Here is a 13,331-nt window from a genome sequence, read left to right on the forward strand (position 1 = left end):
CTTGATCAATGCTGAGAGCGGGCTTGCGGTTGCGCTGATCAGGACAGCGGCGGCGTACGCGGTGGGATCTGGCGTTTGCTGCCGGTGGATTCGAAGGCGGCGGCGAAGCGCAACAAGTTCGAATCGTCGTAGGCGCGGCCGGCGAAAGTCAGGCCGACCGGCATGCCGATGTCGGCCATGACGCCCATCGGCACGGTGACCGTGGGTACGCCGAGGTGGCGGATCGCAAGGTTACCGTTGGCCACCCAGACGCCATTGCTCCAGGCGATGTCGGCCGAGGCTGGATTGACATCGGCGTCCGCCGGGCCAACGTCGGCGACGGTCGGGAACAGCACGGCGTCGAGACCAAGTTTATCCATCCAGTCTTCGAGGTCGATGCGTCGGGTCTGCTCCAGACCGCGCAAGCCATCAGGCACGGTAGGGATTTCATTCCACGGCGTGATGCCGCGTTCGGCCATGCGCACGTATTCGTCCATGCCAGCGGCCAGATCGCCTTCGCGGTTGGGCAGGGTGCCAGGGTCGTGCGGGAAGATTTTCGGCCCGTCGACGTCGACCAGACGATTGAGTTTCGGGTCACCGTTGGCTTGCAGGAAATCGTCAAACGCCCAGGCCGTCAGATCCCACAGTTCATGATGCAGGAATTCTTTCGACACCAAGCCACGAGTGAACACGGTTGGCGCGCCGGGGCGGTCGCCTTCGCAGTTGGAGACCAGCGGGAAATCGGTTTCGATGACTTCGGCGCCGGCGGCTTCGAGGGCCTGGCGCGCCTGCTTCCACAAATCGATCACTGACGGGCGGGTATTGATGCGCTGGCCAGTCGGGCCGCCAATACCGGGGGCGTCGCTGGTGCCGGCGTCCGGGTCGGCATTGATGTACATGCGCGGGATGGCGAAGCGTTTGCCGGTAAGGGCTTTGGCGTCGACGGCCAGTTCGCTGTACGCCGCCGGGCGCACTTCGCTGACACGCGGGATCGGCACCCACGGTTGCAGACGCCACAGGTCGCCACGGGTGTCCGGGTCTTCGGCGACAACTACGTCGAGTACCTCGAGCAGGTCGGCCATGGTCCGCGCGAACGGCACGACGACGTCCATGGTTGGGGTCAACGGCCAGTTACCGCGCACCGAAATCACTCCGCGCGACGGTGTGTAGGCGCACAGGCCGTTGTTCGACGCAGGGCCACGGCCGCTCGACCAGGTTTCCTCAGCCAGACCGAACGCGGCGAAACTCGCAGCAGTCGCGGTACCGGCACCATTGGAAGAGCCGGAGGCGAACGGCGCGGTGAGGTAAGCAGCGTTGTACGGGCTTTCCGCGCGGCCATAAACGCCACGCTGCATACCGCCATTGGCCATCGGCGGCATATTGGTCTTGCCCAGACAGATCGCCCCGGCCGCGCGCAGGCGCTCGATGGTGAAAGCGTCGCGATGGGCAACCAGATCGGCAAACGCCGGACTGCCGGAGGCGGCGGTCAGGCCCTTGACCAGATAGCTGTCCTTGGCGGTGTAGGGAATGCCATCGAGCGGGCCAAGGGATTCACCTTTGGCGCGGCGGGCGTCGGAGGCGCGTGCTTCGTTCAACGCTTCAGGATTGCGCACGATTACGGCGTTGAGGGCTGTCGGCGTATCGGCACCGTCATAGGCATCGACGCGCGCCAGATAGGCTTGCACCAATTCCACAGCAGTGGTCTGGCCGGATTCGAGGGCGGCGCGCAATTGCGCGATGGAGACTTCGGTGACTTCGATCATGGGGTCACCTGTTGGGCGTGGATGTTCTGGGCAGGGGTATTCATAGCGGTTCTCGTAGCACGGCTTTAAGCGACAAGGTTGAGACTGGCGCCTATTTAACACCAAGCTGCGCTTCGAGTAATCGACGGGGTGACGGCCCCGCCGATTTTTTCTGCGTCCAGCGGATTATTCGTTGATGCGCGGATGCTGCTGAACCAGCACTTTGCGCTTGGCCTCCAGCTCGGCGATTTCGGCATCGATGTCTTCGATTTTCTGCTCGATGTTGTCGTGGTGCTCCTGCAGCAGTTCCTTGGCCTCTTCGAGGTCGGAGGCTGCCGGGGCGGCGCCGCGCAGGGGTTTGTTGGCGGTTTCCTTCATGGTTACACCGGTGACCAGGCCGACCACGGCGATGACCATCAGGTAGTAGGCGGGCATGTACAGGTCGTTGGTGCTTTCCACCAGCCAGGCCACGGCGGTCGGGGTCAGACCGGCGATCAGCACCGAAACGTTGAAGGCACTGGCCAAGGCGCTGTAACGGATGTGGGTGGGGAACATCGCCGGCAGGGTCGAGGCCATCACGCCGATAAAGAAATTGAGCAGCACCGCGAGAATCAGCAAGCCGCAGAAGATCAGGCCGATACTGCCGCTGTTGATCAGCATGAACGCCGGAATGGCGAAGATGAACAGGCCGATGCTGCCGACGACGATGAAGGGTTTGCGGCCGATCTTGTCACTGATGAAACCGATCATTGGCTGCACGAACAGCATGCCGACCATGATCGCGATGATGATCAGTACCCCGTGGTTTTCACTGTAATGCAGGTTGTGCGTCAGGTAGCTCGGCATGTAGGTGAGCAGCATGTAGTAGGTGACGTTGGTCGCCGCCACCACGCCGATGCAGGTCATCAGGCTGCGCCAGTGTTTGGTCGCAACTTCCTTGAACGAGACTTTCGGGCCACCGGCGAGACCTTCACGGTCGCCTTGTTCGAGTTTTTCCACGTGCTGCTGGAACGCCGGAGTTTCTTCCAGGGCGTGGCGAAGGTACAGGCCGATCATACCCAGCGGCAGGGCGAGGAAAAACGGAATCCGCCAGCCCCATTCTTCGAAGCGCTGCTCACCGAGGATCGTCGAAATCATCACCACCACGCCGGCGCCGAAGACAAAACCGGCGATCGAGCCGAAGTCCAGCCAGCTGCCGAGGAAACCGCGCTTGCGATCCGGGGCGTATTCAGCGACGAAAATCGAAGCGCCGGTGTATTCGCCACCGACCGAGAAACCCTGAGCCATTTTCGCCAGCAACAGCAGAATCGGCGCCCAGATGCCGATCGAGGCATAGGACGGAATCAGGCCGATGGCGAAGGTGCTCAGGGACATGATGACGATGGTCGCGGCAAGTACTTTCTGCCGCCCGTATTTGTCGCCGAGTGCGCCGAAGAACAGCCCGCCCAGTGGACGAATCAGGAACGGCACGGAGAAGGTCGCCAGGGCGGCGATCATTTGCACGCCGGGATCGGCGCCGGGGAAGAAGACCTTGCCGAGCACATAGGCGACAAAGCCGTAGACGCCAAAGTCGAACCATTCCATGGCGTTGCCCAGTGCGGCGGCGGTGATCGCCTTGCGCATCTTGGCGTCGTCGACGATGGTGATGTCTTTCAAACCGATCGGTTTGACAGTGTTCTTGCGTGATTTCATTGCGCTGTTCCCGCTCGCTGATCCAGATTACCGCTGCGATGCCATCTCCATGATGGCGCCGGCTCTTCTGCCTCAGATACATGTGGACACGAAATAATTCACCATTGGCAGGAATTAATTTCCCGCCCGACGCAAGCCCTCTATATCCACTGTGGGAGCGAGCCTGCTCGCGATGACGGCAGTACATCCAACATCGCAGCCGCCTGACCCGGCGCTTTCGCGAGCAGGCTCGCTCCCACAGTGGATCTGTGTTGTGCCGGGATTCTTTGCACGCCGCCGAATCTTGTGGGAGTGAGCTTGCTCACGAAGAGGGCGGCACATCCAACATCGCCTTCGCCTGACCCGGCGCTTTCGCGAGCAGGCTCGCTCCCACAGTGGATCTGTGTTGTGCCGGGATTTTTTTGCACGCCGCTGAATCCTGTGGGAGTGGGCTTGCTCACGAAGAGGGCGGCACATCCAACATCGCCTTCGCCTGACCCGGCGCTTTCGCGAGCAGGCTCGCTCCCACAGTGGATCTGTGTTGTGCCGAGATTCTTTGCACGCCGCCGAATCTTGTGGGAGTGGGCTTGCTCACGAAGAGGGCATCACATTCAGCATCACAGTCGCCTGCCCCGGCGCTTTCGCGAGCAAGCTCGCTCCCACAGTGGATCTGTGTTGTGCCGGGATTTTTTGCACGCCGCCGAATCCTGTGGGAGTGGGCTTGCTCACGAAGAGGGCATCACATTCAGCATCACAGTCGCCTGACCCGGCGCTTTCGCGAGCAGGCTCGCTCCCACAGTGGATCTGTGTTGTGCCGAGATTCTTTGCACGCCGCCGAATCTTGTGGGAGTGAGCTTGCTCACGAAGAGGGCGGCCCATCCGACGTCGCAGCCGCCTGACCCGGCGCTTTCGCGAGCAGGCTCGCTCCCACAGTGGATCTGTGTTGTGCCGGGATTTTTTTGCACGCCGCTGAATGCTGTGGGAGTGGGCTTGCTCGCGATGACGGCAGCCCATCCGAAATCGCAGTCGCCTGACCCGGCGCTTTCGCGAGCAAGCCCGCTCCCACAGTGGATCTGTGTTGTGCCGGGATTCTTTGCACGCCGCCGAATCTTGTGGGAGTGGGCTTGCTCACGAAGAGGGCGGCACATCCAACATCGCCTTCGCCTGACCCGGCGCTTTCGCGAGCAGGCTCGCTCCCACAGTGGAACTGTGTTGTGCCGGGATTTAATGCACGCCGCCGAATCCTGTGGGAGTGGGCTTGCTCACGAAGAGGGCATCACATTCAGCATCACAGTCGCCTGCCCCGGCGCTTTCGCGAGCAGCCTCGCTCCCACAGTGGATCTGTGTTGTGCCGGGATTTAATGCACGCCGCCGAATCCTGTGGGAGTGGGCTTGCTCACGAAGAGGGCGGCACATCCAACATCGCCTTCGCCTGACCCGGCGCTTTCGCGAGCAGGCTCGCTCCCACAGTGGATCTGTGTTGTGCCGGGATTCTTTGCACGCCGCCGAATCTTGTGGGAGTGGGCTTGCTCACGAAGGCGGCATTGCATTCACCGCGAGGCTTAAAGCGCAGCCTTCACCTGCAAACCGACCACCAGCGCATTGTCGATGTCCTGGCCGGAAAACGCGCCCGGTTCGATGATGTATTGCAGGTTCGGGCGCAGGGTCAGCCATGGGGTGGCCTGGTAGCCGTAGCCCAATTCGATCAACTGCTCGGCGCTGTCGAGGTTCGGGAACGCAGCACCGTTGTCCAGCGCGGCATCCTGTTGCACATCGCGGCTGCGCGGGTTCGGCACGGCGCGGCCATAGCCCAGCGCCAGGGTGTCACGCGGGCGGCCTTCGAACGGTTTGTACAAAACCACGCCAGTGCCGTACCACTTGCTGAACGGCGAAGCCGCTTCACTGGCCGCCGAATATTGACCGAACGCATGCAGGCTGCGGCCCTCGGAGGTCGGCGAACGCCATACGGCCTGATCGATCAGCAAATAATGCCCGCCACGCCCGGACACTTCATCGTCGCTGCCAATGCGCTTGACGTCGGAGCTGTCGTAGTAATAGCCGACCTTGTACTCGCCCGGCAGCTCGCCGGCGTGCTTGTACACCAGCTCGATCGGCACGACGGTGCCGGTGGTGTGCTTCGGCCCCAGATGCCAGGCGCGGCTGGAATTGCCGTTGCTCTCCGGGTCGACGTTGAACGCCGCCACACGCAACTGCCAGGACGGCGACAGGTCGTATTTGACCCGCACGCCCAGACGCGCATTGGGGTAGTTGGTCCAGCCGCTGCCGCCGGACATGTTCAGCGGGTGACCGCAGAAACCGGCATTCATGAAGTTGCACAGAATGCCGCTATCCAGACCGCCGAGGTCGTTGCCCATGGCCATGTAGCCGAGCTTTACGTTCAGCGCCGGGGTAAACAGGCTGCGCTCGTAACTGAGTTCAGTCAGGCGCGTGTACAGACCGCCGTAGTTTTCCTGAATCGGCAGGCGGTTGCCGACCAGATCTTCCGAAGCGCTGTTGCCGCGACGGTCGTTAATGGTCAGTTGCACCTTGCCGGCATTGTCGACGCCATAGATCTTGCTCAGATCAAACTGCACGCCGAGCTTGATGTTCTGCGAGTAGCGCGCCGAGCGGTGCAGGCCGCCGTCGGCGTTATAGGCGGTTTCGCCGCTGTAATCGCCAGTGAACCTGATGCCATCTTCATCGAGTTGATGACGCAGGCCGCCCCAGTCACCGCTCAGGGTGCTGCGGCTCAGCAGATCGGACTCGCTGGCCGCCAGCGCGGGGAGGGCAGTGCTGCAGCTCAGGCCCAGCAACAGGCCAATGGAAAGCTTGGTACGAGAAAAGCGAACAGCCGATGACATGTGAATCCTTCCTGCTGAAATCTTTAACGCAATAAAACGGCGACGCGGTGCTTTTGGGCACCGCGCGCTGGGGGAGGTTGGTGGTGCGGCAGCGAGTTACGGCAGGGCGTAAGCCATCACGTAATCGCCACGATCGGTCGACTGGCGTGCGCCGCCAGCGGTGACGACGATGTACTGCTTGCCGGTCTTCGGCGAAACGTACGTCATCGGGCCGCCCTGGCTGCCGACCGGCAGACGGGCTTTCCAGACTTCTTCACCGTTGCCGCTGTTGAAGGCGCGCAGGTAGAAGTCCTGAGTGCCGGCAATGAAGATCAGGCCGCCCTGGGTCGACAGGGTGCCACCGAGGGTTGGCAGACCGATCTTGATCGGTAGGTGCATGCGGATGCCCAGGGGACCGGTGTCTTCAACGGTGCCGACCGGAACCTGCCACGCGACTTTCTGGGTCTTCATGTCGATCGCCGTCAGAGTGCCGAACGGCGGCGCCTGGCACGGAATGCCAGCCACCGAGAGGAAGCGGTTCTTGTTCACCGCGTACGGCGTGCCTTTGAGCGGCACAGCGCCCATGCCGGTGTTCAGTGCTTCGCCACCGCCAGCGGCCTGGCCTTTGTTTTGCGACGGAATCATCTGAATCCACAGACCCAGGCGCATGTCGTTGACGAAGATGAAACCGTGCACCGGGTCAGTGGAAATGCTGCCCCAGTTCATGCCACCCAGCGAACCGGGGAAGCTCAGCGATTTGTCGGTCCCCGGTGCGGTGTACAGACCGTCGTAGCGCATGCTCTTGAAGTCGATGCGGCAGAGCAACTGGTCGTACGGCGTGGCGCCCCACATGTCCGATTCAGTCAGGTGCTGCGCGCCGATCTGCGGCATGCCCACGGATTTCGGCTGGGTCGGCGAGTACGGCTCGTTAGGGATGTTCGCCGCTTTCACCGGTACTTCCTTGACCTCGGTCAGCGGCTTGCCGGTGGCGCGGTCGAGCACATAGATCTGCCCGGCCTTGGTGCCGATGACCAGCGCCGGAATGCTTTGACCGTCCTTGTCGAAGTCGATCAGGCTCGGCTGCATCGGCAAGTCGAAGTCCCAGAGATCGTTGTGCACGGTCTGGAACACCCAGCGTTCTTCACCGGTGCTGGCGTCGAGCGCGAGGATCGAAGCGCCGTACTTGTGGTCCAGTTCGCTGCGCTCGACACCATAAATGTCGGTGGACGAGCTGCCCATCGGCAGGAACACCGTGTTGGTCGCCGCGTCGTAGGACATCGGCGCCCAGCTGTTCGGCGTGCTGCGCACGTAGGTTTTGCCGTCGGCCGGCGCGTTGCGATCCTGCGGGTTGCCCGGGTCGAACGCCCAGCGCATGGCGCCGGTGATCACGTCAAAACCACGAATCACACCGCCGGGCATGTCGCTCTGCACGTTGTCGGCGACGCGACCACCAACCACAACGGTGGTGCCGGCCATCAACGGCGCGGACGACAATTGATAGTAGCTGTCCGGAACATCACCCAGACCGGCCTTCAGATCAACCTGACCGTTGTTGCCGAAACCCTGGCAAAACTCGCCGGTGTCAGCATCGACCGCGATCAGGCGGGCATCGATGGTGTTGGTCAGCAGACGACGCTGGCAGTTGGCAGCCGGCGCCGGTTTGGCTTCGATGATCGACGAGTTGCTCGGCTGAGCGATGGTCGCGGTGGCGTCGAAATAGGCCATGCCACGGCAGCGCTGCCAGACTTTCGATTGCGCGTTGATCGCGTTCTTCCACAGCTCTTTGCCGGTGTCGGCATCGAGGGCGATCAGGTTGTTGTGCGGGGTGCAGATGAACACCTTGTTGCCGACCTGCAGCGGGGTGAGCTGGTCTTCGGCGCCGTTGCCATCGCTCTCGGCGACGTCACCGGTGTGGTAGGTCCACGCGACTTTAAGCTTGTCGACGTTGTTGCGGTTGATCTGATCGAGCGCAGCGAAGCGGCTGCCACCTTCGGTGTTGCCGTAGTGCGCCCAGTCTTTCTGCGCCTTGGCCGGCTCGACCGGAGTCAGGCCCGGGCCAGTGCCAGTGGCGGCAACGGTTGGGTGGGCGACGAACATGTTGCCCGCCGCAACGGCCACACCGACCGCGAGCACAGCGGCCACGGCATACGCGCCACGACCGGCCACGCGGCCATTGGCGCGCGCCAGCAGCGGGTAGACCAGAGCGACGACCATACCGATGGCGCTGAACATGAACAGCCGCGAGAACACCGACCAGAACACCAGCCCGGCGTCAGCCACGGCCCAGATCGCGGTGGCCATTAGAAACGCGGCGAACAGCCAGGCGCCTGCAGTTTTCTTCAGTGCGATCAGCACCCCGGAAACGGTCATCGCCAGACCGCCGACCAGGAAGTACCAGGAACCGCCCAGACTGACCAGCTTCACACCGCCGGCCGCGAGCGCCAGACCGAGCAGGGCGATGATCACGCCAAGGCCGACCAGAATGAACGTTGAAACGCCTGAGACGCGTTGACTGTGGTTCACATTGAAAGTCCCGTTTGAATGAAGCGCGGGATTATAACGGTAACTAACCATTCAGTTAACCGCAGTTTTGCCAGGAAAACGTGCACTTCTGTGAATCAAGCGTGGTGCAGGATGGGCAAAATGCAAGGCGAGAGGGGTTTCTCGACGTTTCAGCGTGGATGGCGAGTCGGGCTTACGATTGCAATGCACATATACAAACACCGCGCTGAATTCACCCCTCATCGGAACGCCGCCCGCCCAACCCTCTTTCCGAGGAGAGGGAGCTGATTTGTGGGCTTTTTGGGATATGTGCTCACCTCGGTATTTCAGGTCGGCGTAACTCGCGCATTCAACTCGGTCAGTTCCTTCTCCCTCTGGGAGAGGGCTAGGGTGAGGGGCTTTCAGAATCGATCACGATTGCAACCTTGCCCCTGGCCCGACCTTGTCCAACGTAGTGCAACGCGTCAGCTATCTGATCGAACGGAAAAGTACGATCAACCACCGGTTTGATCACCCCGGCCTCAATCAACGCAGTGATTTTCTGCAACTGAACGCCATCGGCACGCATGAACAGAAACGAATAACCCACCCCGTGTTTGCGTGCTTTACGGCGAACACCACTGCTGAGCAGGCGCATCACCAGTCCGAGCAGCCACGACAACCCTGCTCCCGAGCGAACCGCGCAGTCGGCGGTCCTGACAGGGAAATCAGTTGCCCGCCCGGTTTCAACACCTTCAACGATTTCTCCAGCACATCGCCGCCAAGGCTGTTGAGCACCACGTCGTAGTCGCGCAGCTCAATGGCGAAATCCTGCTGCTTGTAATCGATCACCAGATCAGCGCCCAGCGCCTTGATCCACGCGACATTCGCCGTGCTGGTCGTAGTCGCAACAAAAGCGCCGAGGTGTTTGGCCAGTTGAATGGCGACCGTACCGACGCCACCGGAGCCGGCGTGAATCAACACCTTCTGGCCCTTTTGCACGTTGGCGACATCGACCAGGGCCTGCCACGCCGTCAACGCCACCAGCGGCATGCAAGCCGCCTCGGTCATATCGAGATTGGCGGGTTTTAACGCGACCGCTTGTTCGTTGACGGCAATGCGTTCGGCAAACGTGCCGATCGCGTTTTCAGGTGCGCGCGCATAAACCTCATCGCCCGGCTTGAAATGCTTGACCGCTGCACCGCTGCCAATCACCACGCCGGCGACATCGTTGCCCAATATCAAAGGCATTTGATAAGGCAGGATCATCTTGAATTCGCCGCTGCGAATCTTCAGATCCAGCGGGTTGACGCTGCTGGCGTGGACCTTGATCAACACGTCGTGTGCGCCGACAACCGGCTCGGCGACGTCGCCAATCCGGCCGTTCTGCTTGCCGTAGCGCTCGATGAAAAATGCCTTCATTGCGGATGCTCTTGTCGGTAGAAACCCGCCGGTATAGCGGCGGGTCTGGATGAGGTCAGGCCTGAGTCAGATAACGCTGCGCCACCGCCGACTGGCGAATCTGCCCCAACAGCCCCTGGCGCGCCGCTTGCAAGGCATCCCAGCGCTCGCCTTCGTGCAGCGGCGGGATGGTCACGACTTCGCGACGGTCGAAGCCGACCAGCGCGGCGTCGACCATGTCGCCGACTTCCATGATGTCGGTGAGGGTGTTGATGTCGATACCAGCGCGGTCCCAGATTTCCGTGCGAGTGGCCGCAGGCAATACGGCTTGCACGTACACGCCCTGTGGCGACAGCTCCAGGCTCAGGCCCTGGGAGAGGAACAGCACGAACGCCTTGGTTGCGCCATACACCGACATGCCGAACTCCGGCGCCAGGCCCACCACCGAGCCGATGTTGATGATTGCGCCGTCGCCAGCCTTGGCCAGGCGCGGGGCGATGGCACTGGCCAGACGCACCAGCGCGGTGGTGTTGAGCGCGACCAGTTGCGCCACGCTGTCGGTGCTCTGTTCGATGAATGTCCCGGACTGCGCGGCGCCGGCATTGTTGACGAGAATGCCGATGCGCGCGTCGTCACGCAGACGAGCCTCGACGGTTTGCAGATCGCTCAGTTGCGTCAGGTCGGCCTGCAGCACTTCGACATTGACGTCGTGCTCAGCGCGCAGACTGGCGGCGAGGGTGTCCAGACGCGACTGGTCGCGGGCGACCAGCACCAGATCGTGCCCGCGTTGGGCGAAACGTGCGGCATAGACCGCGCCGATGCCGGAGGAGGCGCCAGTGATCAGAACAGTAGGGCGAGTAGTCATGGTGTGGGCTCTTTTCAGTAGAAGACTGATTGCGGGCCTTTAGGATGATGATCGGAATCTAAACTGTCAACGGTTTTGATTATGGCCAACATCTATGTATCATCGGCGCATGATTTTTCAGCGCTGGAGGTATTCAACATGCGCGTATCCAAGGCTCAGGCTCAGGCCAATCGCGAGCACATTGTCGAAACCGCTTCAGTGATGTTCCGCGAACGCGGTTATGACGGGGTCGGCGTGGCTGACCTGATGGCGGCCGCCGGTTTTACTCACGGCGGTTTCTACAAACACTTCGGTTCCAAGGCCGACCTGATGGCCGAAGCCTCGGCCAACAGCCTGGCGCAATCCACCGCCAGCGCCGAAACCATGAGCGTGCAGGACTTCATCGATGTGTACGTGTCGCGCGACCATCGCGACGGCCGTTCCACCGGTTGCACCATGGCCGCGCTGTGCGGCGATGCAGCGCGGCAGTCGGGGGATGTGAAGGCAGCGTTTGCCGAGGGGATCGAGCGCTTATTGCAGACCCTGGGCGAAAAATACCCGACCGCAGTGGATGCGCCGCAAGGTGAGGGCAGAACCCGGATGATCGACCTGCTGGCCCGGGCGGTCGGGGCGATCATGCTGTCGCGAGCGTGCCCGGACGAATCGGCGCTGGCCGATGAGATTCTGGCGGTCTGTCACGCTTCGATGACTGAGTCGTTACCCATCATCGAGACTTCGCAAGAAACCACGCAGGATAGCTGAAGCGATCAGTGCTGGCGGTGCAGGGCCTTGTCGAGTGCCGCTAGCAAAACCTCTTCTTCGAAGGGTTTGCACAGGCACTCGAACGCATGGTAATGCCCGGTTTCGGCCAGCGCCGCCTCGTCCCAATGGGCGGACATGCAGATCACCGGAATCTGTCGCGGCAGCTCGCGCATGACATCGATGCCGGACAGGCCGGGCATGCGCAGATCCAGCAGCAGGCAGGCGATCTCGGCAAAGTCGGCTTCGGCGAGAAACGCTTCGCCACTGGCATAAACCTGCGCGCGATAACCGACCGAACGCAGCAGGTTCGACAGGCTTTTGCGCACCGACGCGTCGTCATCGACGATGCAGACAATCGTCGGTCGGGTGTTCTCGATCGCCGTCGGGCGACCCACCGGGCCGCTCACGAAAGGCTCGATGGGCCAGGCGAAGGCGCAGCGCTGATCAGTCCATAGAGTTCGACGAGGTTGACCAGCGAGCGGGTCTGCATCTTCGCCATGATGTGTTTGCGATGAACCTTGGCGGTCACTTCACTGGTGCCCAATTGGTTGGCGATCTGCTTGTTCGACAGACCGCCGACAATCAGTGGCAGCACCTCGCGCTCACGCGGTGTCAGTTGCGCCGCCAGTTGCCGCACGTGCTGAACCCGTTGCCATTGATTGAACGCAGTCGCGGCGTGTTGACGGGTGCTGCGCAGAATGCCGAGCAGTTCATCGTCGTTGAACGGCTTGGTCAGAAATTCCACCGCGCCAGCCTTCATCGCCTGCACCGACATCGGAATCGTGCCGTGGCCGGTCATGAAAATCACCGGCCACGGCTGGCCGCGCTCATTCAGCGCCGCCTGCAATTGCAGGCCTGTGGTCTCGGGCAGGCTGACGTCGAGCAACAGGCACGCCGGGCCATTGGCGATGTCGGCCTCGAGCAGTTCTTCGGCGGACTGGAAAATCCGGTGCTCGATGCCTTCGGCGCGCAACAAGCGGCTCAGCGCGGTACGCACGCAGGCCTCATCGTCAACGATGAACACCGGCACCGATTGCGCATTAACCGGCGGTGGCTGCGCCGCAATCGGCGCCGAGGCCAAGGCGTTGAACACGGGCAGTTTGGGTTCGCGGTCTTTCAATAATCGGTAACCTCGACGGGCAACCGTCTGGATGATTTCTTTTTCACCGAGCAGTTTGCGCAGCGAGGAAATCTGCACCTGCAGATTGTTCTCTTCGACGACGATGTCCGGCCACACCTGATTGATCAGATCGTCCTTGCTGACGATGCGCCCATCGGCCTGCATCAGTACCGAAAGTATTTCGAACGCCCGCCCGCCCATGCGCAAGGGCCGGCCATCGAGAAAGGCTTCGCGCCGTTCCAAAGAAATCGTGGCTTGGCCGAGTCGGATCATGCGGGCCTCTGCGTTGCGGTGAGAAGGACAGGGCGCGGGCGCCGGGTTATCAGGTTCGTACGCTAGGGGACGGCCTGGCATAAAGCAATTATCCCGAGGGATAAGACGTGCGCTTCTATAGCGCAAGAAACAGCGGCGCAAGGCTCTGGACGGCCATCTTGAGGCTGCAGACGGACATCAGCGCAGCGGCTGGCCCTCTGGCAAAAAAACGCTGGGTA

8 protein-coding genes and 1 pseudogene are annotated in these 13,331 nt (G+C 61.8%); 1 reads left to right on the forward strand and 8 read right to left on the reverse strand.

The genetic code is table 11. The features are described 5' to 3' along the window. Positions 1-38 precede the first annotated feature (38 nt). The 6 genes and pseudogenes from ACZ0AZ_RS22495 to ACZ0AZ_RS22520 form a co-directional block, all read right to left on the reverse strand. Entirely contained in the window at positions 39-1,742 is a 1,704-nt protein-coding gene (locus ACZ0AZ_RS22495) for an amidase (protein ID WP_039760583.1), read from the reverse strand. A gap of 165 nt (positions 1,743-1,907) precedes the next feature. Continuing rightward, positions 1,908-3,413 (reverse strand): glycine betaine/L-proline transporter ProP, encoded by a 1,506-nt coding sequence (gene proP, locus ACZ0AZ_RS22500; protein WP_039760584.1) that lies wholly within the window; start codon positions 3,411-3,413, stop codon positions 1,908-1,910. 1,541 nt (positions 3,414-4,954) lie between these two features. After that, entirely contained in the window at positions 4,955-6,253 is a 1,299-nt protein-coding gene (locus ACZ0AZ_RS22505) for a carbohydrate porin (protein ID WP_463538173.1), read from the reverse strand. 96 nt (positions 6,254-6,349) lie between these two features. After that, positions 6,350-8,755, reverse strand: a complete 2,406-nt coding sequence (locus tag ACZ0AZ_RS22510; RefSeq protein WP_463538174.1) for a glucose/quinate/shikimate family membrane-bound PQQ-dependent dehydrogenase — start codon at positions 8,753-8,755, stop codon at positions 6,350-6,352. Positions 8,756-9,119: 364 nt separating this feature from the next. After that, positions 9,120-10,135 (reverse strand): annotated as a pseudogene (locus ACZ0AZ_RS22515) (NADP-dependent oxidoreductase). Positions 10,136-10,190: 55 nt separating this feature from the next. After that, positions 10,191-10,979, reverse strand: a complete 789-nt coding sequence (locus tag ACZ0AZ_RS22520; protein WP_463538175.1) for an SDR family NAD(P)-dependent oxidoreductase — start codon at positions 10,977-10,979, stop codon at positions 10,191-10,193. Positions 10,980-11,117: 138 nt separating this feature from the next. On the opposite strand from ACZ0AZ_RS22520, the gene ACZ0AZ_RS22525 reads away from it, so the two are divergent. Further along, positions 11,118-11,720: a TetR/AcrR family transcriptional regulator gene (locus tag ACZ0AZ_RS22525; RefSeq protein WP_039760636.1), complete on the forward strand. Its 603-nt coding sequence runs from the start codon at positions 11,118-11,120 to the stop codon at positions 11,718-11,720. 5 nt (positions 11,721-11,725) lie between these two features. Here ACZ0AZ_RS22525 and ACZ0AZ_RS22530 read toward each other — a convergent pair whose 3' ends face one another. Together ACZ0AZ_RS22530 and ACZ0AZ_RS22535 are read right to left on the reverse strand one after the other, a co-directional pair. Beyond that, positions 11,726-12,127: a response regulator transcription factor gene (locus ACZ0AZ_RS22530; protein ID WP_463538176.1), complete on the reverse strand. Its 402-nt coding sequence runs from the start codon at positions 12,125-12,127 to the stop codon at positions 11,726-11,728. Beyond that, positions 12,124-13,113 (reverse strand): response regulator, encoded by a 990-nt coding sequence (locus ACZ0AZ_RS22535; RefSeq protein ID WP_129998722.1) that lies wholly within the window; start codon positions 13,111-13,113, stop codon positions 12,124-12,126. The genes ACZ0AZ_RS22530 and ACZ0AZ_RS22535 overlap by 4 nt, the downstream gene beginning before the upstream one ends. Positions 13,114-13,331 lie beyond the last annotated feature (218 nt).

This window comes from Pseudomonas sp. AC239 (assembly GCF_979258545.1).